Source organism: Sphingomonas sp., assembly GCF_035910975.1.
GTDB lineage: Bacteria > Pseudomonadota > Alphaproteobacteria > Sphingomonadales > Sphingomonadaceae > Sphingomonas.
The window spans coordinates 1-24846 of the sequence record NZ_JAMHWM010000032.1 but is presented as its reverse complement, the minus strand read 5'-3'; the positions used below and the strand labels follow the sequence as shown (position 1 = coordinate 24846).

The following is a 24846-nucleotide window of genomic DNA, read 5'->3' as shown; positions in this document are numbered from 1 at the left end:
GCATGATGAACCGACGCGGTTTCCTGTGGAGCGCGAGCGCGCTCGGCACCCTGTTCGCCCTGCCGAAGCGGCTGTTGGCCGCGACGCTCGGCTATCCCCGGCTGCTTCAGGGGCCGATGGTCGGCGCGACGACGCCCGACAGCGTGACGATCTGGTCGCGCGCGACCGGCGTATTCGACGTCGCGGTCGATTACGCGACCAACCGCGACTTTTCGGACGCGAAGACGACAACCCCGGTGCGGGCCGATCCGGCGAACGACCTGACGACGCGGATCACGATTCCCGGCCTGAAACCCGACACCGAGTACTTCTATCGCATCCGCACCGATGGCATCGGCGATCGTAACCAGCCGCTACCGTTCCGGGTCCGCACCGCGCCCGCCGACCGCCGCCCGCTGCGCATCGCCTTCGGGTCGTGCGCGCGGGTCCAGCTCGACGCGGTGCAGCCGGTGTTCGAGGCGATCCGCCAGATGGAGCCCGACCTGTTTCTGTGGCTGGGCGACAACATCTACGCCGACAGCGATACTGAAGCCGCCTTCACCGATCTCTACGCCCGCCAGCGCAGCGTCGCCTCGCTCCAGCCGCTGTTGCGGTCGGTGCCCCAACTGGCGATCTGGGACGACCATGATTTCGGCTTCAACGATTCGGACGGCACCAGCCCGGTCAAGCCAATGACGTTGAAGCTGTTCGATCGCTGGTGGGCCAACCCCGCCGGCGGGACGGCCGATACGCCGGGGGTGTTCTTTCGCTACAGCTTCGGGCCGGTCGATATCTTCATGCTCGACGGCCGCTATCACCGCGATCCGCCCAAGGTGCCGAACGGTCCCGCCAAGACGATGCTGGGGGCGGGTCAGAAAGCGTGGCTGAAGCGCGAGCTGAAGGCGTCGAAGGCGGTGTTCAAGATACTGGCGTCGAGCACCGGCTGGTCGCGGGCGGAAAGCGGCGGCGACAGCTGGGCGATGTACCTCGACGAGCGCGACGAGATCCTGAACTTCATCCGCGACAACCGCATCACCGGCTGTTTCGGCATTTCCGGCGACGTGCACATGGGCGAGATGAACTGCGTGCCGTGGGGCGACAAGGGCAGCTATGATTTCTACGATCTCGTCAGCTCGGGGCTGGCGCAGATGCTCAACCCGCGTTTCGTCGATCAAACGCCTGAGGTGCGGCTGCGCGCGCCATGGGTGGGCAGCGCCAATTTCGGTATCCTCGACTTTCGCTTCGATCCCGAGCCGGTGGTCGAGATGAGCGTGCGCAACGTGCTGGGCGGCGCGGTGTGGGATCCGGTGGTCGTCAAGGCGGCCGATCTGGTCAACGGCCGATCGACGTGGCGCACCGCGATCGATCGCAAGGAACTCGAACGCCGCGAGCGCGCCGGGCGCGGCGGCGGCTATTACGAGTCGAAGTGATGCGGTTCGAGATGGCGACGATCGCGCCCGAGGAATTCGCCGCGCTGCGCGAACGCCTGCCCAAGGCGACCGCGGAGGGTCTGTTCGAGACCTACCGGATCAGCCAGACCACCTGGTACAAGCTGCGCGACGGCGTGCCGATCCGGCGCAAGACGCTCGATCAGTTGCGCGCCCGCTATCAGGAGGTCGAGGCAGCATGACGGCACGGCCCTTGCGCATCGCCCTCGTCGGATCGGGCTTCATGGGCCGCGCCCACGCAATGGCGTTCGCGGCGGTCCGCCGGACGTTCGACCTGCCGGTTGAACCGGTTCTCGAAATTCTCGCCGATCGCGATCCCGAACAGGCCGCCGGAGCCGCCCGGGCGCTGGGCTTCACGCGATCGACCGGGGACTGGCGGGAGGCGGTAGCCGATCCGGCGATCGATCTGGTCGCGATCGCCGCGCCCAACCTGCTCCACGCGCCGATCGCGCTGGCGGCGCTGGCCGCCGGCAAGCCGGTCTATTGCGAAAAGCCGCTCGCCGCGACGCTCGCGGAAGCGCAGGCGATGGCCGATGCGGCGGCGGCGAGTGGCCTGCCGACGGCGGTCGGCTACACCTATCTCTACAACCCGATGATCGCCCTCGCGCGCGAGATCGTCGCCGGCGGCGAGATCGGCGAGGTAACCGCGTTCCGCGGCATCCACGCCGAGGATTTCATGGCGACCGCCGACGCGCCCTTCAACTGGCGCTGCGAACCGGCGCAGGCCGGCGGCGCGCTCGCCGACATCGGCAGCCACATCATCGCGCTGGCGCGGCACCTGATCGGCGAGGTGGCCGAGGTGTCGGGCCGGCTGCACACCGCCCACCCTGTCCGGCGCGATGCGACGGGTGCCGCGCGGGATGTGGCGGTCGATGACCAGATGGACGCGGTCGTCCGCTTCAGCTCCGGTGCCACGGGCACGCTGTCGGCCAGCTGGATCGCCACGGGGCGCAAGATGGGACTGGCGTTCGAGATCAGCGGCACGAAGGGCTCGATCGCCTTTACGCAGGAACGCTTCAACGAACTCCAGCTGTACCGCGAGGGCGCCGGGCTGCGTAGCGGCTTCACCACGATCATGGCGGGGCCGGGCCATGGCGAGTACGGAGCATTCTGCCCCGCCTCGGGCCATCAGATCGGCTACAACGACCTCAAGACGATCGAGGTGAAGGCGGCGATCGACGCGGTGCTGGGCATCCCCGGCGCGGCAAAGAACTTCGCCGACGCGCTGCGCACCGAACGCGTCGCCCACGCGATCCGCGCCTCGCACGCCGAACGGCGCTGGGTCGAACCCTAGACCCGCGCGATCGCCTCCAGCACCTCGCGCTGGATCGCCGGCGTGGACGCCAGCACGGTGCCGCCCATCAGGTCGAGCGGGCCGCCGGCGGTATCGGTGACCAGCCCGCCCGCCTCGCGTACGATGACGTCGCCGGCCGCCATGTCCCACGCGCTGACGCTCTGTTCCCAGTAAGCATCGTGCCGGCCACAGGCGACCCAGGCCATGTCTATCGCCCCCGCCCCCAGCCGACGGATGCCGGTGATCCTGTTGGTCAGGCGCTCCATCTCGACGAGGAACTGCCCGTGCAGCGGCTTGGTCGCGAACGGGATGCCGACGCCCAGCACCGCTTCGCCCAGTGTCGCGCGGGTCGAAACCTGAATGCGGCGATCGTTGAGCCACGCGCCCGCGCCGTCTTCTGCCCAGAAGGTTTCGTTGAGCAACGGCACATGGGTGACGCCCGCGATCACCCGCCCTTCGCGGGCGAGTGCGATGTTGACCGCGAACAGCGGGCTGCCGGTGAGGAAATTGGTGGTGCCGTCGAGCGGATCGACGATCCAGACATGCTCCGCGTCCGACCCGGGCCGCAGCCCCCCTTCCTCGCCCAGGAAGCCATAGTCGGGGCGGTAGGCGGAGAGGGCGTCGAGCACCGTCTGCTCCGCGCGCAGGTCAGCCTCGCTGAACATGTCGGCGACGCCGGCCTTGCTGCGGATCGTCAGCTCGGCAATCCGCGCCTGATCCTCGACCAGTCCGGCGCCGGCGTTTTCGGCGGCGGCGATCATTGTTGCGATGGTGTGCGATGGCATGGCGATATTTTGAATAGACATTCTGTTTGATAGTCAATATGGAATTATTATTCGATTGGAGAAGCTCGGGGGAGAGACGGACGATGCCGCGCAGGCTGGTCGTCGGCAACTGGAAGATGCACGGCCTGACGGCCGACCTCGCCGAGTTGCGCGCGATCGACGCGGCGCGTGACATCGATGTCGTGGTGTGTCCGCCCTTCCCGCTGCTGACCGCCGCGGTCGCCTCCGCGTCGCATGTCGCGATCGGCGCCCAGGACTGCCATCCCGTTGAATCGGGCGCACACACCGGCGCGGTATCGGCGGCGATGATCGCCGATGCCGGAGCGCAATGGGTGATCCTGGGTCACAACGAGGTGCGCACCGCGCAGCGGCTGGACGATGCCGCGGTGGCCGCCCGCGTCGCCGCCGCGCAGCAACATCTGAATGTGATCCTGTGCGTCGGCGAAACCGCGCGCGGCGATGGCGGCGTCGCGGAACAACTGCTCGCGTCGATACCGGCGACTTGCGACCCGATCCGACTGACCGTCGCCTATGAGCCCGTCTGGGCAATCGGCAGCGGGGTGACGCCGGCGATGGACGAGATCGCGACGATGCACGCCACGCTGCGCCAAACGCTGACGAAGCGGTGCGGGCCGCGCGGCGATGCCGTTCGCATCCTGTACGGGGGCTCGGTCGGGCCCGCCAACGCCGCGGCGATCGCGGCGACGCCGAACGTCGATGGCGTACTCGTCGGCGGCGCCAGCCTGCGCGCAGCGACGTTCGCGCCGATCATCGAAGCCATGGATATGAAGGGGAGAGACGAATGCGTAGCAGCCTGATGGCATTGGCGGCGGCACTGGCCGCGAGCACCGCGACGGCACAGACGCCCCCGCCGCCCACCGTCGCCGCATCGGCGGAAACGGCAGCGACCAAGAGCACGGGCACGGACGGCGCGGCGGTGCTGGTCGATGCGGCCGATCCGGCACGCAGCGTGATCCTGGCCGGCGCGGAATCGGCGGGACTCGACGTGTTCGACGCGCGGGGCCAGCGTATCGCGACACATGCCATCGGCAACATCCGCGCGGTCGACCTGCGCGCCGGGGTGGCGCCGGGCGGCGGGGCGCTGCTCGCCGCGCTCGACGGGCCGAGCAACATGCCGCGCCTGTTCCGCGTCACCGACGGTCGCGCCGCGCCCGTGCCGCTCGCGCTCGCCGGACTGAAGCCCGACTTGACCGTCGCCGGCCTGTGCCTGGCGCGCAGCCACCGCGACGACACGCTCTACCTGTTCCTGCTCGGCGATCACGGCGGGATCGAGCAATGGTCGCTGTATCCCGCGGCCGGCGGCGCGGGGATGGAGGCGCGGCTGGCGCGGCGCATGGCGCTGGGATCCGAGACCGGATATTGCGCCGCCGACGATCGCGGATCGGTCTATATCTCGCAAGAGGTGGTCGGCGTGTGGCGGCTGGTGGTCGAGCCCGAGGCCGAGATCGTGCCGGAAATCGTCGATATCGTCCGCCTGGGCCATATCACCGAGGAGGCGAAGGGCGTCGCGGTGGCGCCCGACGGCCGGCTGATCGTCGCCGACGCCAGCGCCAACCGGCTGAACCTCTATGATCCCGAGGCCGATTTCGCCTATCTCGGCTCGGTCGCGATGGCGGCCGGCGCCGATGCGGTCGAGGATCCGGGCAGCGTCACCGCCGCCGGCGGCCTGCTGATCGTCGCCGACGACGACAATTCGCCGGAGATGCCCAATTTCAAGATCGCGTCGTGGCAGGCGGTGCTCGACGCCGCGAAGCTGCCCGCGCGCCCGGCCCCCGCCGCGCCGAAGCGCATGCCGCTGGTCCACGCGACGGTCGAGACCGAACCGATGGAGACCGGCGGCGATGCCGCCGACGATCCCGCGATCTGGATCGACCGCAACGATCCGTCGCGCAGCGTGGTGATCGGCACCCAGAAACAGTCGGGCCTCTACGTCTACGACATGTCGGGCAAGAAGATTCAGTATCTGGCCGACGGCCGCATGAACAATGTCGATCTGCGCGAAGGCTTCAGGCTGGGCGGCAAGCCGGTGACCCTGGTCACCGCGAGCAACCGTACGACCAAGGGCATCTCGATCTACACGCTCGATCCCGCCACGCGTCAGTTGACCGACGTCGCCGACGGTATCCAGACGACCGGGTTCGACGATCCCTACGGCCTGTGCATGTATCGCAGCGCGAAGGGCGGCCGGACCTATGTGTTCGTCAACCAGACGGACGGCAAGATGCGCCAGTGGGAACTCGTCGCGACGCCGGCGGGCAAGGTGCAGGCAAAGCTCGTCCGCGACCTGCCCTTCACGACCCAGGTCGAAGGCTGCGTCGCCGACGACGAAGCAGGCGTGCTCTATGTCGGCGAGGAGGATGTCGGCATCTGGCGCCAGGGTGCCGAGCCGCGCGGCGGCGAACCGCGCCGGATGATGGCGGCGATCAAGGACAATCCGGCGCTCAAGGACGATGTCGAGGGCATGTCGCTGTACAGGCTCGACGCGAAGCGCGGCTATCTGATCGTGTCGAGCCAGGGCAACGACAGCTATGCCGTGTTCCGGCGCGAGGGCAACAACGCCTATGTGGGCTCGTTCGTGGTCGGCGCCAACGCCGCCGCCGGTATCGACGGCGTGTCCGAGACCGACGGACTCGACGTGACGAGCAGCAGCGCGGGCCCCGGCTTCGAGGGCGGCTTCATGATCGCGCAGGACGGTCGCAACGTATCGCCGCCCGAGCACCAGAACTTCAAGCTGGTGCCGTGGAAGGGCATCGCCGCGGCGCTGGGGCTGGAGACCGCCGGCAAGCGGTGACCCGCGACGGCTCGGGCACGTCCGGCCAGAAGCGGATCAGGGCCCGATCACGATCGCGGTCGTGATCGGGCCCTGATCCTACCGAAAGAATCGCGGGCGGATCAGTCGCAGCATGTCGGGGAAATCGGTGCCGACATTGCGAATGCCGATGCTGAACAGCCGCTCGTAGATCAGCGGGTCCTCGATGTTCCACGGCTGGACCTGCACGACGATGCCCTGCGCGGCGAGTTCGGCCTGCACGTCGAGCATGAACTTGTCGCTCATGTTGAAGGCGCCGGTGCCCGGTACGGGGCGATAGTGCATGTGGACGATGTAGACGCCGCTGAAACTGGTGGCGCGCAGCGCGTCGAGCGTCGCGTTGATTTCCTGCTGGGTGCCCCCCATCCAGATCATCGTCTGCGATCGCGGCAGGCGACGGCGCCATTCCAGGATCAGGTCGTGGCGGTTGGTGGTGAAGATCACCTGCCGTTCGACGCCGTGCCGCCGCACCATGCCGGCCAGCACGTCGAGGTCGATGCTCTTGTAGTCGAGGTGCAGGAACTTGCGGCGATCCTTCGCCATCACCGCGAACACTTCGTCAAGGGTCGGGATACGCTGCCCCGGATGCCCGCGGAAGGCGCCGACATCCACCGTCTTGAGCTCTGCGAGGGTGAGTTCGTCGACCCTCTTGCGACGGATATCCTCGGGCGTGCCGGGCGCCGTCCGGGTGACGGTGTCGTCATGGATGACGACGATCACTCCGTCCTTCGACGTCCGGATATCCGCTTCGGGCACCATGTGGCGCGCCCAGGTGTATTCGAACGCCTCGATCGTGTTTTCCGGCAGGTGCATGCCGCCGCCGCGATGGATCGGGATCGGCAGGATGGCGTGTTCGGAATACATTTTCGTCAGTTCGGAGCGCAGCGCGCGCTCGTCGGTCGCGGCCGGCGCCCGCACCCCGCCGGTCTGCGCGAGGGCCGGCACGCCCAACGCGAGCGCAATCGCGCCGGCAGCGGCGATCAATTGGCGACGTCCTATCTTCACCATGTCTTCCCTTCCCCTCCCGTGCCGGGCCCGGCCGCAGGGCGCGGGCCCGAACCTCTTCAGAACTTCAGGGTGTAGGTCAGGCTGTAGGAACGCCCGACCAGATCGTAGACGGAACTGGCCGCATAGATGCCCGGTTCACCGAACGCCAGGTACGGAGGCATCGTGTCGGTGAGGTTGTTGACGCTGAAATTCAGCGTATGCGCACCGAAGCCATAGCGCGCCGACAGGTCGAAATAGGTCCGCGACGGCACGTCGTTGATGTCATATTGCTCGGCGGTCGCCATGTTGTCGCCCTTGCCGCCATGCTGGTAGCGGGTGTTGAGCGCGACGCCGAAGCGGCCGATATCGTAGCTGGTGACCAGGTTGGCGCGCAGCTTCGGATAATTATACTGGCCGTCATAGAAGATATCGCCAGCCGGTGCGCCGGGCGTCGTGTTGAAGACATGGTCGAGCAGATAGGTGCCGGCCAGCCGCAGCCCGGCCCGCCCGGCGCCGACGTCGAGCGCATAGTTCATGCTGACGTCGATGCCCCGCGCGCGCATCTGGGCGATGTTGCCCTGCTGGGCGTTCACATACAGCGGCGCGCCGGCCGGCAACAGGATGCCGTGCTGCTGGGTCGGCACGTTCGGCGTCTGGTTGCGGCCCAGCGCCGCGCAATATTGATTGTCGATCGTCGGCAGATCGACGCACAGGTTCATGATCTGGGTATAGCTCAGCTGGTAGATGATATCCTTGATCTTGATGTCCCAGTAATCGACCGTGACGTCGAAGTTCGGGATGAAGCGCGGCTGCCAGACCACGCCGACTGTCAGGCTGTTCGACGTTTCGGGGCGCAGCGCGGGATTGCCGCCGGTGGTGACATGCGGGCCGGTCTTGATGTCCGGCAGCGGCGTCGTGACGCCCAGCGCGCGGCAGTTCGCCTCGCGCGTCGGGGTCTTGCCGATGTCGCCCGCCTCGCACGGATCGACGATCGACCCGAGCGTGGTGTTGGTCACCATCGGTTCGTAGAGTTCACCAAAGTTCGGCGTGCGCACGCTGCGCGAGCGGACGGCGCGTAGCGCGAGGCCGCGGACCGGTTCCCAGATCGTGCCGGCCTTCCACGCATGGGTGCCGCCCACGGTGTTATAGTCGGAATAGCGATAGGCGAGCTCGACGTCGAAACGGCGGGCGAAGCTCTTGTCCGCGAACACCGGCACGACCAGTTCGGCGAAGACCTCCTTGACGTCGGCTTCGACATTCAGCTGCGAGCGCGCGCTGGGGCCGCCGCCGTAGACCAGTTCCCCCGACAGGGCGAGCGGATCGTCCCGGTTCTCCAGCGTATCCCTGCGATACTCGGCGCCCAGCGCGAACTTCACCGCCCCCGCGGGCAGGCGGAACAGCGAGCCGTTGATTTCGGCCCCCAGCGACTGCTGGGTGATCTTGCGATATTCGTCGCGGTCATCGAGCACCCAGTCGAGCAGTTCCTTGGTTGGCGTCGCCGTGCTGAAGATGTTGAGCGGGATGCACCCCGCCGCCCGCGCCGCCGGATCGCGGCATACCGGCAGGCCGCTGGGCCCGGTGATGACATCGCGCGCCGCCAGCCAGCGAGACTTGACGGGAACATCGCCTTCCACCGCGTGGTCGTTGAACTGACCATATTGATAGAAGGCGCTCCAGTTGAGCGAACTGCCGATCTTGCCGGCGAGTTCGGTGCCTAACGTGAACGTCTCGCGATAGTGGCGCTGGTCGCGCACCGGAAAATTGCCGTAGGTGCGGTCGATATTGACCGAGGTCAGGCCATATTGCTGCATAACAGCGCGGATCGATGCAGGCAGGAACGGGTTGTCGAGATAGGCCTTCGCGCTGCCGACACCCATGAAGGTGGTGCGGGTATCATCGCGGTAATAGGTGCCCGCGCCGTTATAATTGTTCTTCGAATAGCTGAAATATCCCGCCCAGGTCAGGTTGCTGGCGATGTCGAATTCGGCGCGGCCCTGCGTCGAGACGGATTTCTCGCCGCCGCGCAACTGGTTCATGTCAACCAGGTTGCGGCCGTCGCCGCCGCTGCCCAGCGCGAACTGCGTGGGCGCGCGATCCATGTAGATTTCGTGGACCATCGGCCGCACCGTGCCGCCGTCCGTCAGCATGAAGCGCGTGTTGACCGCCTGGCCATTGACCGTGCCCAGCCAGAAATTGGGTTCGTAGGCGTAATAATGCTGGCGGTAGTTCCACACATGGATGCGATCGGGAATGCCGTCGGCCGTCCCGGTGTTCGCCAGGTTCGGCAGCAGCAACGGCTGCTGCGTCCAGTCATAGCGATCGTACATGTAGAGCGAGTCGGTCCGCGAATAGGTCGCACCGAACGACACGCGCCCCCGACCGTCGGCAAAGCTGAACCCGGTGGAGATCGACGCCTGACCCTGACCGGCGTCGCCGCGTTCGGACAGGCCGCCCGTCACCGAAATCGTGGTCTTGTCGATGCTTTTCCTGGTGATGATGTTCACCGCGCCGGTGACGGCATCGGCGCCGTACACCGCAGCCGCACCGCCGGTGATGATCTCGACACGATCGATCATGCCCAGCGGGATCGTCCCGATATCGACCGCCGAGGAACGCGTCGATCCCGATACGCGACGCTTGCCGTCGATCAGCGTCAGCGAACGATTGGTCCCCAGGTTGCGCAGGTTGATGAACCGGGCGCCCGAATCGAGCCCGTTCGACGCACTGTTCAGCGTCGAGCCGCCGAAGCCGAGCGCCGGGTTCTGCGTCAGGATCGCGGAGATGTCGTTGCCGTTGAAACGCAGCGCATCGTCCATCTTGACCACGCCGACCGGCATCGGATTGACCAGATCGGGACGCGCGATGCGCGACCCGGTGACGACGACCTCTCCGCCCCCCTGTCCGTCGCCGTCCTGCGAAGCGGTCGTCGTCGATGCGGAGTCGGTCGATTGCGCGAACGCCGGCTGGCTGGCGCCAAGCATCGCCAGCGCGAGGGCGAAGGTCGCGACACTTGCGTGAAGCGGGGCATGGAACACGGACATCGGAACCTCCCTGAAAATGGACATAGAGCTGCAATGCGGCAAACAGGCCGCCAAGATCACGAAATTGAATTGACGCTTAGACGCGAAATGCCAACGTAAAATGGAACAATTGCATTGTTACTATAAACACAACTTCATATTTATTATGTTTGTTTTTGCATTTTTGTCATGCGGCGAATGATAAGACTGTGTGAAAATTTGATGACATCTTGATCATTATTTTCGTCATCGTGAATCTTTTTGATGATCAACGGCCACAACCCGACCTTCGGGATCAAAGCGGTGGACCAGGGCCGGGTCCGCGTCGAAGGCGATCCTCTGGCCGGGCGCGACCCGCACGTCCTCGGAACAGCGAGCGGTCAGCATCATCCCGTCGCTGGTTTCGGCATGGATCAGCGCCTCGCTGCCGAGATGCTCAAGCGTCCGCACGACGGCCGGCAGCGCGCCATCGGCGGCGATCGCCAGATGTTCGGGGCGAATGCCGATCGTCGCCGCTCCATGCGCGGCGGCATGGGCGCCATTCAGGAAATTCATTCGCGGCGATCCGATGAAACCGGCGACGAAGCGGTTGGCCGGGCGGCGATAGACGTCGAGCGGGGCGCCGACCTGTTCGATCCGCCCGTCGCGGAAGACCACGATCTGGTCGGCCATCGTCATCGCCTCGGCCTGGTCATGCGTCACGTAGATCGCGGTGATGCCGAGTTCCTGCTGCAGCCGGCGGATCTCGAAGCGCATCTGGGTACGGAGCGACGCATCGAGGTTGGACAGCGGTTCGTCGAACAGGAACGCCTTCGGCTCACGCACCAGCGCCCGGCCGATCGCGACACGCTGGCGCTGACCACCCGAAAGCGCCGCCGGCTTGCGATCAAGCAGCGGCGCGAGATCGAGCATCGCCGCCACCCGCTCGACCCGCTCGGCAATCTCCGCCTTGGGTCGCCCGTTCACGCGCAGCGCGAAGCCCAGGTTGGCGCGAACGCTCATGTGCGGATAGAGCGCGTAGGACTGGAACACCATCGCCAGGCCCCGCGCGGCGGGCGCGGTGTGCGCCATGTCCACGCCGTCGATCAGCAGCCGGCCGTCATCGACGTCCTCCAGCCCCGCGATCAGGCGCAGCAGCGTCGTCTTGCCGCAGCCGGACGGGCCGACGAACACGGTGAATTTGCCGTCCGGGATCACCAGATCGACATGATCTGTCGCCAGATGGTCGCCGAAACGCTTGGTCACGCCTTCGAGGACGATATCGCTCATCGGCGGGGTCTTTCGTGGGTCATCACTTGACGGCTCCAAAGGTCAGGCCGCGCACCAGTTGACGCTGGCACAGCCAGCCGATCACCAGCACCGGTGCGATCGACAGCATCGAGGCAGCCGAAAGCCGGGCCCAGAACAGCCCTTCCGGGTTGGAGAAGGCCGCGATGAACGCGGTCAGCGGCGCGGCGTCGGTGCTGGTGACGTTGAGCGTCCAGAAGCTCTCGTTCCATGCCAGCGTGAAAATGAGGAAGAAGGACGAGGCGAGGCCCGGCAGCGCCATCGGCGTCAGCACCCACAGCACTTCCTGCGAGATCGACGCGCCGTCCATCCGCGACGCCTCCAGGATCTCGCCCGGAATTTCCCTGAAATTGGCGTAGAGCATCCACACCGCGATCGGCAGGTTCGCCGCCGTCAGCAGCAGGATGACGCCGATCCGCGTGTCGAGCAGCCCCCAGTCGCGAAAGAACAGGAAGACCGGGATCAGAACGCCGACCGCAGGCAGCATCTTGGTGGAGAGCATCCACAGCAGGATGCCGCGCGTATGCCGGGTCGGGGCAAAGGCCATCGCCCAGGCCGCCGGCACCGCCAGCGCCAGCGCCAGCAGCGAGGCGCCGCCGGCGATCAGGATCGAATTGCGCAGCGCATATGGATATTCGCCGCCGGCGAGCACGGCGCGGTAATTGTCGAGCGTCCAGTCGAAATCGATGAAGCGCGGAGGGAAGGCGATCGCCTCCAGCTCGGGCTTGAAGCTGGCGAGCAGCGCCCAGAGCAGCGGGAAGGCGATCGCCAGCGCCACCGCCCAGGTGAGGACGCTCACGGCGATGGTGGAGGGGCGATAGCGACGCATCATGCCTCCAGCGACCGGCCGACGAGCTTGATGAGGAAGAAGGCGAGGATGTTGGCGAAGATCACCGCCACGACACCCGCCGCCGAAGCGACGCCGACGTCATATTGCAGCATCACCTGCGAGTAGATGAGGTAGGCGAGGTTGTTGCTCGCCCGCCCGCCGCCGGTCGTCACGAAAATCTCCGCGAACAGGCTGAGCAGGAAGATCGTCTCGATCATCAGCACGATCACGATCGGCCGGGCGAGGTGCGGCAGCGTCAGCAGGCGGAAGATCGCCCAGGACGACGCGCCGTCCAGCTCGGCCGCCTCGCGCTGCTCGCGATCGAACGACTGGAGCGACGTCAGCAGGATCAGGCAGGCGAACGGCAGCCATTGCCACGCGACGATCAGACTGATCGACACCAGCGGCGCGTGCGAAAACCAGTCGAACGCGTCGATGCCCGCCAGGCCCGACAGATAGGCCAGGAACCCGGCTACCGGCTGCATCATCAGGTTCTTCCAGAGGAGCGCCGCGACCGGCGGCATCACGAAGAACGGCGAGATGACGAGCAGGCGCAGCGCGCTGCGCCCCACGACCACCCGTTCGAGCAGAAGGGCGACACCAAGACCGGCGAGGATGCTGATCGCCAGCACCAGGCCGGTGAGCAAAAGCGTGTTGCCGAGCGCCGGAAGGAAGCCCGGATCCGTCACCAGCCGCGTGTAATTGGCAAGGCCGACGAACCCCCGCCCCTCGCCCCCCAGCAGGCGATACTCGATCAGCGAATAATAGATCGTCGGGATCAGCGGCAGAATCGCACAGACCAGCAGCAGCAGGATCGCCGGCGCCATCAGCAGGCGGCCCTGCAGGCGCAGATAGGCGCGGCTCGCGGCCGGGGAAGCTGGCGCGCTCACTTGTAATATCCCGCGGCGGCCATGTGGCGACGGGTCGCGGCCTGCGCCTCCGCCAGTGCGTCTTCCGCCGAAATCCGCCCGGCGACGGCGGCGGCGAACTGCTGGCCAACCTCGGTGCCGATGCCCTGGAACTCGGGGATCGCGGCATATTGCACCCCGACATAGGGCACCGGCTTCACGGTCGGCGAGCGGGGGTTGGCGGCGCTGATCGCCTTCAGCGTGATGTCCGCGAACGGCGCGACCTTGCGATAGTCCGGATTGGCATAGAGCGACTTGCGGGTGCCCGGCGGAACGGCGAGCGGGCCGAGCCGCCGGCTGACCAGCTGCTGGTATGCCGGGCCGGCGGCCCAGCGGATGAACGCCTTTGCCGCGTCGCTCTTCTTTGAGCTGCTGGGAATGGCGAGCGCCCAGGTCCACAGCCAGCTCGACGACCGCCCGAGACCTTCGTCCGGCGGCCCGGCAAAGCCGGTGTCTGGCGCCACGGTAGAGGATTTCGGATCGCTCAGGAATGGCGCGGCGACCGTCGCATCGACCCAGATCGCGCATTTCCCCTGGGAGAACAGCGCCAGATTCTCGTTGAACGAGTTGGATGAGGCACCCGGCGGGCCATAGGCACGCATCGCGCCGACATAGGTGGTCGCCGCCCTGCGCCATTCGGGCGTGTCGAACTGCGGCCGCCACTGTTCGTCGAACAGGCGCGCGCCATAGGCGTTGGCCATCGCGGTGATGACGACCATGTTCGCGCCCCACCCCGCCATGCCGCGCAGGCACAGGCCGTAGACGCCCTCCTTCGGCCGGTGGAGCTTCGAGGCGGCGTCGATCAGGAATTCCCAGGTCGGCGCCTCGGGCATGGCGAGCCCGACCTGGCGGAACAGGTCGGTGCGGTACATGGTGATCGAGCTTTCGCCGTTGAACGGCGCGGCATATTGCACGCCCCTGTCGCTCACGACGTCGCGCACCGGGGCGATCAGGTCCGCGGCCTGATAGGCATCGCCCAGATCGTCGAGCGGCGCGAGCCAGTTGCGCCCGGCCCACACCGGCACCTCATAGGCGCCGATCATCACGATATCATATTGCCCGCCGCGGATGGCGACGTCGGTCGTCACGCGCTGGCGCAGGATGTTCTCTTCCAGCACCACCCATTTCAGGCGGATCGCCGGATTGTCCTTCTCGAACTCGCGGGAGAATTCGCGGAGGCGGACCATGTCGCCGTTGTTGACGATCGCGACCGTCAGCGTCGTGCGTTCGCCGCCGCCGTCCGAACATGCCGACAGCACGGACAGCGCGAGCCCCGCCAGGGCGACACAGATTGTTCGCATTCCCCCCAACACCCGCTCCGTCCTCCCGGCGCTCCTGTCCGGCGCGTCCTTGTCGGCAGTGAATATCGGCGCTCAACCTGTCGGCATCCTGACAGCCACGACTTTGATTGAAGACAGGTTGGCGTCAGCTATGTGGGGTAGGAACGGGCGCGGGCCGGCATGTCGGCCGCCACGGGGAGGAACGCGGACATGGTTTCGATGTGCGGCGACACGCCACAAGCCGCGCCGCGCCGGTCCTGAGCCAAGGCCGGGGCGATGCGCATCCTGGTCGTCGAGGACACCCGCGATGTCGGCGAGGGGATCGTCGAGAATATCGAGAGCATGGGCCACACCGTCGATTGGGCGCACGACGGCAAGACCGGCGACGAATGGCTGCGCGAGTCGAAGTATCAGCTGGTCGTGCTCGACCTGATGCTGCCGGAAATGGACGGGATCATCCTGCTGAAACGGCTGCGCGAGCGGCGTGACGACACCCCCGTGCTGATCCTTACCGCCCGATCCGGCATCGACGACCGCATCGGCACGCTCGATCTCGGCGCCGACGACTATCTGGTCAAGCCGTTCGACTTCCGCGAGCTTCAGGCGCGCATCCGTTCGTTGCTGCGCCGCCACACCGGCGAGCGGACCAACGAGTTGACGTGCGGGCGGCTGGTATTCGATCGCACTGCCCGGACCGCGCGGATCGACGGCGAGGTGATCAGCCTGACGCGGCGCGAACTGTCGCTGCTGGAGATATTCCTCGCCCGCCAGATGCAGGTGTTCAGCAAGGCCCAGCTGCTGGACCAGCTGTTCGGCTATAACGCCGAGCCGACCGAGAACAGCATCGAGGTGACGGTCGCGCGGCTGCGTCGCAAGCTGACCGGCGCCGGGGTGGAGATCACGACCCAGCGCGGCGTCGGCTATCGCATCGTCGCGACATGATCCGTCCGGGCGTGCAATCGCCGATCGTGCCGGATTCGATCTTCGGCCGGCTCCGCCTGCTGCTGGTCACCGTATTCGCGATCGGCGGCGTCGCCGCGATGATCGCGGCTTGGTTCTTCTCCACCGCCGCAGCGACCGACGCCTATGATCGCCTGCTGATGAGCGCCGCGACGCAGATCAGCGGCGCGATCAGCGTCGATCAGGAGCGCGTCACCGTACTCCCGCCCGATTCGGCGTTCGAGACGCTCGCCCAGTCGACCGGCGACCGCTTCTTCTACGCCGTGCGGGGGCCGGCGGGCGACCTGCTGACCGGCTATCCTTCGCTCGCCGTGGAGGCGCCGCGCCCGGCCGACGGCGCGCCGATTCTTGGCTATCGCGATCACGACGGCACGCGGATGCGGATGGTCACGCTCTATCGCCTCGTCGCGTCGCCGACGGTCAACGGCTGGTGCAGCGTGGTCGTCGTCCAGACACTCGATGCGCGCTCCCGCCTGGTCGTGCGGCTGATGGGCAAGATCGGCGCGATCATCCTGTTCGTCGGGGCGCTCGGATGCTTCGCGTCGCTCCAGGCGGTGCGCCGTGCGCTGCTGCCGGTCGACCGGATCGGGCGGGCGCTGGCCGAACGGCGCGCGGCGGACACCGAACCGCTGGTCGTCGACAGCCCGGTCGAGACACGGCCGCTGGTGGAAGCGATCAACATGGCGTTCCACCGCCTGAACGACCGCATGACGCGGCTGCAGGGCTTCGCCGGCTTCGCCGCGCACCAGATCCGCACCCCGCTGACCGCGATCGGCGCGCAGACCGAACTGCTGCTGACCGACCGTACGCACGCCGCGCGCGCGGCGCGGGTCGAACGCATCCGTACCCATATCGCCAAGCTCAGCCGGCTGACCAACCAGCTGCTCGGCCAGACGATGGTCAGCTATCGCGCCGACCGTGTGCCGCACGATCGGATCGCGCTGGCCGACCTGATCCGGCACGCGATGCGCGACGCGATCCCCGAATCGCTCGATCGCGACCTGGCCGTGGAATTCGATGCGCCACGCATGCCGATCTTCGTCGAGGGCGACAGGATGCTGCTGCACGAGGCGCTGGTGAACCTCGTCAGCAATGCGGTGACGCACGGCGCGACCTCGCTGCTCAGCGTGCGGGTGCGCGCCGACGAGCACAGTGCGACGATCGGCGTGGCCGATGACGGCCCCGGCATCGCCCCCGACCTGTGGGACGGCGCCGCGCGCCCGTTCCACATGCCCCGCGTCGATGGCGACGGAGCGGGGCTCGGCCTGTCGATCGCCGCCGATGTCGCGCGCGGCCACGGCTCGGAACTCGCCTTCGCCACGACCGGTGACGGGCTGTTCGAGATCAGCATGACGCTGCGCCGCGTGGCGCCGGCCGGGGACGCGGCGTGAGGCGGGTGGTGGTCTTCGCCGCCGCGTTCGGCCTGCTCGCCGCGGCGCTGGCCTGGGCGATCTGGCGGGCGCCGGAAGGCCCGGCCGGGAATTTCGAGCCGCCCGATGGCGCGATCGTCACCTATTTTGCGGCCCCCCGGCAGGAGGAATCGCTGCCCCTCGTCCTCTCAGGGTCGATCGATGCCGGGTTCATGCGCCCCTTCCTGCTCGCCTTCCAGCGGCACCAGCCGACGATCGCGATCGCCTATATCCAGTCGCGCAGCAACGCGTTCCTCGATCGCGCGCTGGAGACGTGCCATCGCGGCGGCCGGGCGGCCGATCTCTACCTCACCTCCTCGACCGACCATCTCGTGCGGCTGGCGAACGAGGATTGCGCGCAGACCCTGCCCGCCGCCGTCGCCGCCGCCGCGCCGGCGCGCGCGTCGTGGCGCGATCAGGTGATCGCCTTCACCGTCGAGCCGGCCGTGTTCGTCTTCGCCCGCCGCTCGGTCGGGCTGCCCGGACCGGTGCCGACCAACCACAGCCAGCTGCTCGAATGGCTGCGCCGCTTGCCCGCGAACGAAGGGAGGGTCGGCACCTACGACGTCGAAGCCTCCGCCGACGGCTATAATTTCGCGGCGGCGGATTCGCACCAGAAGGCGCTCTACGGCCGTTTGCTGGAGGGGCTCGGCCGGTCGAACGTCCGGCTCTATTGCTGTTCGAACGTGATGGTCGACGCGGTCGATCGCGGCGAGATCCTGTTCGCCTACAACGTGCAGCTGTCCTATGCCTATGCCGCCCAGCGCGCGGGCAGCCGCATCCGCGTCGTACTGCCAAGCGACTATCAGGCGCTTCAGACGGTATCGTTGATGATGCCCAGGGCCGCCCGCTCGCCGGCCTCCGCGCAACTGCTCGCCGCCTTCCTGGTGTCGCCCGAGGCGCGCGAGATTGCGCTGCGCGACCTCGCCCCGCCCGGCGAACCCGCGGCGGCCGGGCGCGCGCGAGCCCGGCAACTGCTCGCACAGGCCTCGGTCACGCCCCTGCTGCTCAGCCTCCAGGACCGCGCCCGTCGCGCGCAGCTGATCCACGAATGGCGGGAAGCGATGAAAGGCCCGGCGACGGCGACCGCCGGCCTGCCCGACCCCGCCCCCGCCGACCCATCCTTTGACCCCGACGACAAGGTTTCCCGATGACGCACATCCCGCTTCGCCGATCGCCCCCGCCCGCCCTGCCGCCGGGGTTCGAGACGCCTGCCTACGACCTCGCCCAAGTGACGCCGGGCATCGTGCATGTCGGGCTCGGCGGTTTCCACCGCGCGCATATGGCGCGGTACACGCACGACCTGATGGGGATCGACCGGCACGCGCTCGGCTGGGGCATCCAGGGTGCCGGCCTGCGGCCCGACGACGCGCCGCTGCTGGAGGCGCTCGGTGCGCAGGAATGCCTGTACACGCTGGTCGAGCGCGAGGGCGATGTCGAGAAGCGCGCGCTGATCGGATCGATCGTGGCGGCGATCGACGCCTCGACGACAACCGCCGCGCTGCTCGCGGCGATCGACGATCCCCGGACGCGGATCGTCAGCGCGACGGTGACCGAAAACGGCTATCACCTCGATCGCGCAACCAGGCGGCTCGACTTCGCCAGCCCGGCGATCGCCGCCGACCTCGCCAGCCCCACCGCCCCGCGCACCCTGCCGGGCCTGCTGGTCGAAGCGTTTCGCCGTCGCCGCGCGGGCGGGCAGGCGGCCTTCACCGCCCTCTCCTGCGACAACATCCAGCACAACGGCAATGTCCTGAAGGCCGCCGTCGTGGCGCTCGCGGCACGTCAGGACGCCGCGCTCGCCGACTGGATCGAGGCGGAGGCGAGCTTTCCCAACACGATGGTCGATCGCATCACCCCGGTGCCGACGGCGGAGGAGATCGCCGCCTTCTCTGCGACGACGGGGCTCGACGACCACGCCGTGCTCCACGCCGAGCTGTTCAGCCAGTGGGTGATCGAGGATCGCTTCGTCGCCAGCCGCCCGGCGTGGGAGAAGGTCGGGGCGCAATTCGTCGAGGACGTCACGCCCTATGAGTTCATGAAGCTGCGGCTGCTCAACGGCAGCCACCTCGCCATCGCCGCGCTGGGCCAGCTTGCCGGTTACGAGACGATCGGCGGGACGATCGCGGACCCGTTGCTGCGCCGCTACATGATCGCGCTGATGGATCGCGAGACCGGACCCACGCTGATGCCGGTGCCGGGCATCGATCTCGCCGAATACAAGCGGACGCTGATCGCCCGCTTCGCCAATCCCGCGATCCGCGACACGACGCAGCGCGTCAACAGCGATGCGCCGGTCAACGTCCTGCTCGATCCGCTGCGCGACCGGGTGGCGGCCGGCGAGCCCTTCGACCTGCTCGCGCTGGGGCTCGCGGCGTGGCTGCGGCGCGCACGCGGCGAGGGCGAGGATGGACGGCCGGTCACGGTCACCCACCCGATGGCCGAGTTGCTCGCGGAAAAGGCGCGGGAAGGCGGCCGAGATGCCGCGCCGCTGCTGTCGATCACGCCGCTGTTCGGCGCGCTGGGCCAGAATCCAGGCGTGGTGGCGACGGTAGGCGATTGGCTGGCCTCGCTCTACGACCTCGGCACGCGGGCGACGATGGCCGAGGCCGCCGAGCGGGGCCTGTTCTAGGGTCAGGGATTTGCGGGAGCGAGATTTTCCGGTTCACCACTGGCTTTTTGGAGGCTGGTGTGGACGCTGGTGTAGCCTGATCCAGCCTATTTCGATGTGCACCAAACCGGCGGCAGGCCAGGCATGTTGGGGGCTTTCTGTTTTATTTCTTCGCAAAGACCGCATGCGATATGTGGCGGACGTGAGGCCACTGGAGCCGTCGGCAGACATGGCAAGATGCTTGACCATATCAAACGTCCGAACCGCGTTGACCCGCTCGAACAGGAAATGGGTGAGCGATTATGGAAACGGCGCTTGAATTTTGTAAAAAATCATTATGAAGCAATGCACTTACAGGTATCGTGCCAGTCTTTGTTCATGCTGGCATCGGCCCTGACAGGGCTGGAACATAGGCAGGCGGCCTATGCGCATGCCATTCATCACGGGTATCGATTCTACAGCTATGGCGATGCCAGCCTGTTGTTACCCGAAAGGTCGTACCGATGATCCTCGCCCTCCTGCTCGCCGCGCAAAGCCAGGTCGCGCCCGCCGAGCCGAAGCCCGAACCGTACCGGCCCGCACCCGCGACGATCGTGGCCGAGCCGGTCGCGCTGTTCATCGCCGCCGCGGATCGCGACCGCGACGGACGAACGTCGCTGGCGGAGTTTCGCCAGGCCGTGGTCGAAACGACCTCGGCCGATCCGCCCTGGCGCGAGCGCGGCGACGCCGGCATCGGCTATATCCAATATTCCGACTGGGCGCTGCGCTGGCTGGGCGATCGCAACGCTGTGCCGACTCCGTTCGAGATCGATCGCAACGGCGACAACCGCGTCACCTTCCAGGAATTCTCCAACCGGATGGAGGCGATCTTCGCACGGTTTGACGCGGACAAGGACGGCGCCGTTTCGCGTGCCGAACTGCTGACGGTACGCGCCAACCCGCTGGGCCGCCCCGAACTCGACCGTCGCGGGAACCCGCGCAAGCGCAGGCGCTAGCATATCATGGCCCTGCCCCGCTAAGCATCCGTACATGGGGGCAAGCCACAACCACGATCACGCGCACGGCCACGGCCATTCGCACGCGCCCAAGGATTTCGGCCGCGCCTTCGCGATCGGCACCGCGCTCAACCTGGGCTTCGTCATCGTCGAGGGGACGTTCGGCATCCTCGCCGATTCGGTCGCGCTGCTGGCGGATGCGGGACACAATCTGTCCGATGTATTGGGGCTACTGATCGCCTGGGGCGCCGCGACGCTCGCCAAGCGGCCGGCATCGGCGCGCTACACCTTCGGGCTGAAGAGTTCGTCGATCCTCGCCGCGCTCGCCAACGCGATCTTGCTGCTGCTCGCGGTCGGCGCGATCCTGTGGGAAACACTGCGCCGGCTGGGCGATCCGCCGCCGGTACAGGGCATGACGGTGGTGGTGGTGGCAACGATCGGCATCGCGATCAACGTCGGGACCGCGCTGCTCTTCGCGCGCGGGCGGCACGGCGACCTCAACATCCGCGGCGCCTATCTGCACATGGCGGTCGATGCGCTGGTTTCCGCGGGCGTCGTCGTCGCCGGACTGCTGATCCTGTGGACCGGTTTCGTATGGATCGACCCGCTGGTCAGCCTGGTGATCGTCGGGGTGATCCTGTGGGGCACATGGGGGCTGTTCCGCGATTCGCTGGGCATGGCGTTGCAGGCGGTGCCGCCGGGGATCGATCCGGCCAAGGTCGCCGCGACGCTGGAAGGGCTGCCCGGCGTCGCGCGCCTGCACGATCTGCACATCTGGCCGATGTCGACGACCGAGAACGCGCTGACCGCGCATCTGGTGATGCCCGGCGGCCATCCCGGCGACGCCTTCCTGAACGACCTCCAGCACCGGCTCGACCATGATTTCGGTATCGGCCAAGCGACCGTGCAGATCGAGACGGGCGAGGACGGGTGCGGCATCCACGCGCATTGATCGCCGGTTTCGCGCTCCGCACCTTCCGCCCCGGCGACATGGGGATGATCACCGCGCGGCAGGCGCTACTCTATGCGGAGAACCAGAGCGAGATTTGGGAATTGGCGTTTTCCCGCTAACAGCCCGCTCCATGCCTCCCCGTTTCGACTTCAGCATCGCCGCCACCGATGGCCGCGCGCGCACCGGCACGATCGCGATGCAGCGCGGCGATATCCGTACGCCGGCCTTCATGCCGGTCGGCACCGCCGCCACCGTCAAGGCGATGAAACCCGCCGACGTGCGGGCGACCGGCGCCGACATCATCCTGGGCAACACCTATCACCTGATGCTGCGCCCCGGCGCCGAGCGGATGGCGCGGCTGGGCGGGTTGCACGGCTTCATGGGCTGGGACCGCCCGATCCTGACCGATTCGGGCGGCTATCAGGTGATGAGCCTGGCCGACCTGACCAAGCGCAGCGAGGAGGGCGTGTCGTTCAAGTCGCACCTCGACGGATCGCGCCACATGCTCAGCCCCGAACGCTCGATCGAGATCCAGCGCCTGCTGGGGTCGAACATCACCATGGCGTTCGACGAACTGGTGCCGACGACCACCAGCCGCGAGGTGCAGGCCGCAGCGATGGAACGGTCGATGCGCTGGGCAAAGCGCAGCCACGAAGCCTTTTTCGCCGCAGAGCATCATGCCGCCGGCAACGCGATCTTCGGCATCCAGCAGGGCGCGCTCGACCAAGGGCTGCGCAAGGCGTCGGCCGATGCGCTGATCGCCATCGGCTTCGACGGTTATGCGGTCGGCGGCCTCGCGGTGGGCGAAGGGCAGGAGGCGATGTTCGCGTGCCTCGATTATGCGCCGCAACAGCTGCCCGCCGAAAAGCCTCGCTACCTGATGGGCGTCGGCAAGCCCGACGATATCGTCGGCGCGGTCGAGCGGGGCATCGACATGTTCGATTGCGTCCTGCCGACACGATCGGGTCGCACGGGGCAGGCGTTTACGCGGGGCGGGCCGATCAACATCCGCAACGCGAAGTTCGCGGAGGACACCGGGCCGCTCGACCCGACATGCGCCTGCACGGTGTGCGGGACGTGGAGCCGCGCCTACCTCCACCACCTCGTCCGCGCCGGCGAGATATTGGGCGCGATGCTGATGACCGAGCACAATCTCGCCTTTTACCAGGCGCTGATGGCGGATCTGCGCGCGGCGATCGCTGAACGGCGGCTTTCCGCATTTGCCAATGGCTTCCGCGCCGAATATCGCACGGCAAAAGGAGAGTGAGCGTGTCGGACGATACCCCCAACGAGATCGTCGCCGCGGCGAAGGACGCCAAGGCGCGCAAGGCCAGACCGGAGCCGAAGAAGGGCCAGTGGCCGCTGAAGGCGATCGGGCTGGGCGTGGGCATCGGATCGGCGGCGGTGGCGGCGGCACTTCTCTATGCCAACCGCGAGAAGAACGGCGACAAGGACGACTGACACCGCCATCCGTTGACTTAACCATCTTGCGTGCCACGCCGGGACGCGCCCGAAAACGCTGGCGAAATCGTTGAGGTTTGCCGCTAACGGGCTTGGTCGTGATCGCTCGTTGGTTTTCCGGATCGGGTCGCGGCGCGCTGGCCGCGCTGGGCGTGGCGCTGGCCGGCGCCGGCTTTTCCGCGCATGCCGGGCTGGCCCCGCCCGATGGCCCTGCGGACCGCGAACGCGCAGCGCCACCGCGCGGATATGAGGCGCAGGATCACTTCCCGGGCGCCGCTCTGCTCTATGCCGACGAACCCGAGGCGCCGGTGCCAGGCGTGACCGGCACGGTCGATCTGCCCGACCTGCCCGCCGACGCGGTCGACCTGGGCCACGACGACGGCATCCGTCCCGCCGCCCCATTCGTGCTGCGTGGCAGCCAGGTCGACAAGGCGCGGGCGCTGCAGTGCCTGACGACAGCGATCTATTACGAGGCGGCGAGCGAGCCCGACGACGGGCAGGCGGCGGTCGCCCAGGTCATCCTGAACCGCGTACGCCATCCGACATTTCCGGCGACGGTGTGCGGCGTCATCTATCAGGGCAGCGACAGGCCGGTGTGCCAGTTCAGCTACGCCTGCGACGGCGCGATGGCGCGGGTTCCGAGCCAGTCGGCCTGGGAACGGGCACGGCGGGCGGCGGCGCGGGCGCTGGCCGGCCATGTCTTCGCGCCGGTCGGGCTGGCGACGCATTACCATACCTATGCGGTCACCCCGTCGTGGAACCGCAGCCTGGTGATGACCGGGGTGTTCGGCGCGCACCTGTTCCACCGCTGGAAGGGCTGGTGGGGCACGCCGGCGGCATTCCGCCAGGTCTATCTGGGCGGCGAGCCGATGCCCGGGCCGCTGACGAAGATCGCCGCCGCGCCGGTGACGCCGACCGCCGACCCCGCAGTCGCCGCGACCGCCGCCGCGCTGCTCGCCCAGCCCCCCACCCCGACGCCTCAGGTCCAGCCCGAACATGTCGCGAGCGGCGCGGTGAAGGAACAGTTCGCCGACGATTCACAGGTGCTCGAACGCTGGAAGGATTCGGGCAAGCCGCTGCGCTGAGACGCGAAAAGACCCCCGCCTGTCGCCGGCGGGGGCCGTTTCCTCATTCGCGCCGATCATCAGCGACGGCGGTGATCCCCACGATGATCTCGATCCCGCCGTTCGTAGCGAACCTTGGCCGACAGCGCATCGAAGCGGCGGTTCAGGTCGCGGCGCTCCCACTGGTTCAATCCGCCCGCACGATAGCGCTGTTCAAGCCGGACGAGGCCTCGGAATTCGTTGCGGAGCCGCTTTGCCTCGGCACGGTTCAACTGGCCGCTGCGCACGCCCTGATCGATACGATGGTCGAGGTTCGCCTGGCGCGCGCTGACCGACTGCCACGGCTGGGCGCTGGCGACACCGGGGACCGCGGCGATGGCGATGCCCAGGCCGGCGATCATCAGCTTGAAGGTCTTCATCGTCTTCACTCCTCTGTCACACCCCTTGGTCGGGATGAGCAGAAGGTGGGCGGCGCGTGTCGCAGGCGATTGTCGCGAAAGCCGCAAAAGTGTCGCGTGACTGTCGCGGGCCGGCGGGTTCGTTCAGTTAGAGCGGTTTTCGATCAGTCTGCATCATAGCCGCAGGCGGCGAAGTAATTGGCGCACTCCTGCGGCGAGTAGAGATCGAGGATGCGGCCGATGGCATTCCACAAGCCGTGGATGGTGCGTTCGGCGGCCTTTCGCAGATGGGCTTTCAGCTTGGAGAAGGCCTGCTCGATCGGGTTGAAGTCCGGGCTGTAGGGCGGGA

General features: G+C 67.5%; 24 protein-coding genes and 1 pseudogene. 16 read left to right on the top strand and 9 right to left on the bottom strand.

The annotated features are described in order from the left end of the window. Positions 1 to 2 precede the first annotated feature (2 nt). Genes VYI76_RS12555 through VYI76_RS12545 form a run of 3 tightly spaced genes read left to right on the top strand, consistent with a single transcriptional unit; the run spans position 3 to position 2721 of the window. Positions 3 to 1409 (top strand): alkaline phosphatase D family protein, encoded by a 1407-nt coding sequence (locus VYI76_RS12555; protein ID WP_326525140.1) that lies wholly within the window; start codon positions 3 to 5, stop codon positions 1407 to 1409. Further along, positions 1406 to 1609: a hypothetical protein gene (locus VYI76_RS12550; RefSeq protein WP_443018950.1), complete on the top strand. Its 204-nt coding sequence runs from the start codon at positions 1406 to 1408 to the stop codon at positions 1607 to 1609. Before VYI76_RS12555 ends, VYI76_RS12550 begins: the two co-directional genes overlap by 4 nt. Beyond that, a complete protein-coding gene (locus VYI76_RS12545; protein ID WP_326525139.1) occupies positions 1606 to 2721 on the top strand; it encodes a Gfo/Idh/MocA family protein in 1116 nt (371 codons plus the stop codon). Before VYI76_RS12550 ends, VYI76_RS12545 begins: the two co-directional genes overlap by 4 nt. Here the strand turns inward: VYI76_RS12545 and VYI76_RS12540 are convergent. After that, positions 2718 to 3506: an inositol monophosphatase family protein gene (locus VYI76_RS12540; protein WP_326525138.1), complete on the bottom strand. Its 789-nt coding sequence runs from the start codon at positions 3504 to 3506 to the stop codon at positions 2718 to 2720. The two genes, VYI76_RS12545 and VYI76_RS12540, sit on opposite strands and share 4 nt — an antisense overlap. A gap of 83 nt (positions 3507 to 3589) precedes the next feature. Here VYI76_RS12540 and tpiA point away from each other — a divergent pair, with 83 nt between their 5' ends. Further along, entirely contained in the window at positions 3590 to 4324 is a 735-nt protein-coding gene (tpiA, locus tag VYI76_RS12535; RefSeq protein ID WP_326525137.1) for a triose-phosphate isomerase, read from the top strand. After that, entirely contained in the window at positions 4309 to 6318 is a 2010-nt protein-coding gene (locus VYI76_RS12530) for a phytase (protein WP_326525136.1), read from the top strand. The genes tpiA and VYI76_RS12530 overlap by 16 nt, the downstream gene beginning before the upstream one ends. 78 nt (positions 6319 to 6396) lie before the next feature. Here VYI76_RS12530 and VYI76_RS12525 read toward each other — a convergent pair whose 3' ends face one another. The 6 genes from VYI76_RS12525 to VYI76_RS12500 all read right to left on the bottom strand — a co-directional run bounded on the left by VYI76_RS12525 (position 6397) and on the right by VYI76_RS12500 (position 14668). Further along, positions 6397 to 7344 carry a glycerophosphodiester phosphodiesterase gene (locus VYI76_RS12525; RefSeq protein WP_326525135.1) on the bottom strand — a complete coding sequence of 316 codons (948 nt, stop codon included), beginning with the start codon at positions 7342 to 7344 and terminating at the stop codon, positions 6397 to 6399. A gap of 56 nt (positions 7345 to 7400) precedes the next feature. Beyond that, positions 7401 to 10364: a TonB-dependent receptor plug domain-containing protein gene (locus VYI76_RS12520; RefSeq protein ID WP_326525134.1), complete on the bottom strand. Its 2964-nt coding sequence runs from the start codon at positions 10362 to 10364 to the stop codon at positions 7401 to 7403. Positions 10365 to 10589: 225 nt separating this feature from the next. Next, the gene (locus VYI76_RS12515) at positions 10590 to 11612 is read right to left on the bottom strand and encodes an ABC transporter ATP-binding protein (protein WP_326525133.1); all 1023 of its coding nucleotides are present in this window, start codon (positions 11610 to 11612) and stop codon (positions 10590 to 10592) included. 22 nt (positions 11613 to 11634) lie between these two features. Next, positions 11635 to 12462: a carbohydrate ABC transporter permease gene (locus tag VYI76_RS12510; RefSeq protein ID WP_326525132.1), complete on the bottom strand. Its 828-nt coding sequence runs from the start codon at positions 12460 to 12462 to the stop codon at positions 11635 to 11637. Continuing rightward, positions 12459 to 13349 carry a carbohydrate ABC transporter permease gene (locus VYI76_RS12505; protein WP_326525131.1) on the bottom strand — a complete coding sequence of 297 codons (891 nt, stop codon included), beginning with the start codon at positions 13347 to 13349 and terminating at the stop codon, positions 12459 to 12461. Before VYI76_RS12505 ends, VYI76_RS12510 begins: the two co-directional genes overlap by 4 nt. Further along, positions 13346 to 14668 carry an ABC transporter substrate-binding protein gene (locus VYI76_RS12500; protein WP_326525130.1) on the bottom strand — a complete coding sequence of 441 codons (1323 nt, stop codon included), beginning with the start codon at positions 14666 to 14668 and terminating at the stop codon, positions 13346 to 13348. The genes VYI76_RS12505 and VYI76_RS12500 overlap by 4 nt, the downstream gene beginning before the upstream one ends. Positions 14669 to 14923: 255 nt before the next feature. Between VYI76_RS12500 and VYI76_RS12495 the strand changes: the two genes are divergently transcribed. From VYI76_RS12495 to VYI76_RS12445, 11 genes and pseudogenes are all read left to right on the top strand, one after another. Continuing rightward, entirely contained in the window at positions 14924 to 15589 is a 666-nt protein-coding gene (locus VYI76_RS12495) for a response regulator transcription factor (RefSeq protein WP_326525129.1), read from the top strand. Further along, complete coding sequence (locus tag VYI76_RS12490; RefSeq protein ID WP_326525128.1) at positions 15586 to 16998, top strand: sensor histidine kinase; 1413 nt, start codon at positions 15586 to 15588, stop codon at positions 16996 to 16998. Before VYI76_RS12495 ends, VYI76_RS12490 begins: the two co-directional genes overlap by 4 nt. Next, a complete protein-coding gene (locus tag VYI76_RS12485) occupies positions 16995 to 18170 on the top strand; it encodes an ABC transporter substrate-binding protein (protein WP_326525127.1) in 1176 nt (391 codons plus the stop codon). The genes VYI76_RS12490 and VYI76_RS12485 overlap by 4 nt, the downstream gene beginning before the upstream one ends. Further along, positions 18167 to 19648: a mannitol dehydrogenase family protein gene (locus VYI76_RS12480; protein ID WP_326525126.1), complete on the top strand. Its 1482-nt coding sequence runs from the start codon at positions 18167 to 18169 to the stop codon at positions 19646 to 19648. Before VYI76_RS12485 ends, VYI76_RS12480 begins: the two co-directional genes overlap by 4 nt. Positions 19649 to 19996: 348 nt before the next feature. Continuing rightward, a pseudogene (locus VYI76_RS12475) lies at positions 19997 to 20134 on the top strand (S-adenosylmethionine:tRNA ribosyltransferase-isomerase); the annotation flags it as partial. Then, positions 20131 to 20622 carry an EF-hand domain-containing protein gene (locus VYI76_RS12470; RefSeq protein ID WP_326525125.1) on the top strand — a complete coding sequence of 164 codons (492 nt, stop codon included), beginning with the start codon at positions 20131 to 20133 and terminating at the stop codon, positions 20620 to 20622. The pseudogene VYI76_RS12475 and the gene VYI76_RS12470, both read left to right, overlap by 4 nt. Positions 20623 to 20656: 34 nt before the next feature. Continuing rightward, a complete protein-coding gene (locus VYI76_RS12465; RefSeq protein ID WP_326525124.1) occupies positions 20657 to 21574 on the top strand; it encodes a cation diffusion facilitator family transporter in 918 nt (305 codons plus the stop codon). Then, positions 21571 to 21693, top strand: a complete 123-nt coding sequence (locus VYI76_RS12460; RefSeq protein WP_326525123.1) for a hypothetical protein — start codon at positions 21571 to 21573, stop codon at positions 21691 to 21693. Before VYI76_RS12465 ends, VYI76_RS12460 begins: the two co-directional genes overlap by 4 nt. An 11-nt stretch (positions 21694 to 21704) precedes the next feature. Beyond that, positions 21705 to 22841 carry a tRNA guanosine(34) transglycosylase Tgt gene (tgt, locus tag VYI76_RS12455; RefSeq protein ID WP_326525122.1) on the top strand — a complete coding sequence of 379 codons (1137 nt, stop codon included), beginning with the start codon at positions 21705 to 21707 and terminating at the stop codon, positions 22839 to 22841. A 2-nt stretch (positions 22842 to 22843) separates the two neighbouring features. Beyond that, positions 22844 to 23035 carry a hypothetical protein gene (locus VYI76_RS12450; protein ID WP_326525121.1) on the top strand — a complete coding sequence of 64 codons (192 nt, stop codon included), beginning with the start codon at positions 22844 to 22846 and terminating at the stop codon, positions 23033 to 23035. Positions 23036 to 23133: 98 nt separating this feature from the next. Continuing rightward, complete coding sequence (locus VYI76_RS12445) at positions 23134 to 24120, top strand: cell wall hydrolase (RefSeq protein ID WP_326525120.1); 987 nt, start codon at positions 23134 to 23136, stop codon at positions 24118 to 24120. Between the two features lie 59 nt (positions 24121 to 24179). Here VYI76_RS12445 and VYI76_RS12440 read toward each other — a convergent pair whose 3' ends face one another. After that, positions 24180 to 24518 (bottom strand): hypothetical protein, encoded by a 339-nt coding sequence (locus VYI76_RS12440; protein WP_326525119.1) that lies wholly within the window; start codon positions 24516 to 24518, stop codon positions 24180 to 24182. Between the two features lie 143 nt (positions 24519 to 24661). After that, on the bottom strand, positions 24662 to 24846 hold a 185-nt coding region (locus VYI76_RS12435), incomplete at its 5' end, for a transposase (RefSeq protein WP_326523221.1).

Excerpts from the sequence above, each read along its gene's own strand:
- VYI76_RS12555 (WP_326525140.1), top strand. The coding sequence starts at position 3 with ATGATGAACCGACGCGGTTTCCTGTGGAGCGCGAGCGCGCTCGGCACC.
- VYI76_RS12545 (WP_326525139.1), top strand. The coding sequence starts at position 1,606 with ATGACGGCACGGCCCTTGCGCATCGCCCTCGTCGGATCGGGCTTCATG.
- VYI76_RS12540 (WP_326525138.1), bottom strand. The coding sequence starts at position 3,506 with ATGCCATCGCACACCATCGCAACAATGATCGCCGCCGCCGAAAACGCC.
- tpiA (WP_326525137.1), top strand. The coding sequence starts at position 3,590 with ATGCCGCGCAGGCTGGTCGTCGGCAACTGGAAGATGCACGGCCTGACG.
- VYI76_RS12530 (WP_326525136.1), top strand. The coding sequence starts at position 4,309 with ATGCGTAGCAGCCTGATGGCATTGGCGGCGGCACTGGCCGCGAGCACC.
- VYI76_RS12525 (WP_326525135.1), bottom strand. The coding sequence starts at position 7,344 with ATGGTGAAGATAGGACGTCGCCAATTGATCGCCGCTGCCGGCGCGATT.
- VYI76_RS12520 (WP_326525134.1), bottom strand. The coding sequence starts at position 10,364 with ATGTCCGTGTTCCATGCCCCGCTTCACGCAAGTGTCGCGACCTTCGCC.
- VYI76_RS12515 (WP_326525133.1), bottom strand. The coding sequence starts at position 11,612 with ATGAGCGATATCGTCCTCGAAGGCGTGACCAAGCGTTTCGGCGACCAT.
- VYI76_RS12510 (WP_326525132.1), bottom strand. The coding sequence starts at position 12,462 with ATGATGCGTCGCTATCGCCCCTCCACCATCGCCGTGAGCGTCCTCACC.
- VYI76_RS12500 (WP_326525130.1), bottom strand. The coding sequence starts at position 14,668 with ATGCGAACAATCTGTGTCGCCCTGGCGGGGCTCGCGCTGTCCGTGCTG.
- VYI76_RS12495 (WP_326525129.1), top strand. The coding sequence starts at position 14,924 with ATGCGCATCCTGGTCGTCGAGGACACCCGCGATGTCGGCGAGGGGATC.
- VYI76_RS12490 (WP_326525128.1), top strand. The coding sequence starts at position 15,586 with ATGATCCGTCCGGGCGTGCAATCGCCGATCGTGCCGGATTCGATCTTC.
- VYI76_RS12480 (WP_326525126.1), top strand. The coding sequence starts at position 18,167 with ATGACGCACATCCCGCTTCGCCGATCGCCCCCGCCCGCCCTGCCGCCG.
- VYI76_RS12470 (WP_326525125.1), top strand. The coding sequence starts at position 20,131 with ATGATCCTCGCCCTCCTGCTCGCCGCGCAAAGCCAGGTCGCGCCCGCC.
- VYI76_RS12465 (WP_326525124.1), top strand. The coding sequence starts at position 20,657 with ATGGGGGCAAGCCACAACCACGATCACGCGCACGGCCACGGCCATTCG.
- tgt (WP_326525122.1), top strand. The coding sequence starts at position 21,705 with ATGCCTCCCCGTTTCGACTTCAGCATCGCCGCCACCGATGGCCGCGCG.
- VYI76_RS12440 (WP_326525119.1), bottom strand. The coding sequence starts at position 24,518 with ATGAAGACCTTCAAGCTGATGATCGCCGGCCTGGGCATCGCCATCGCC.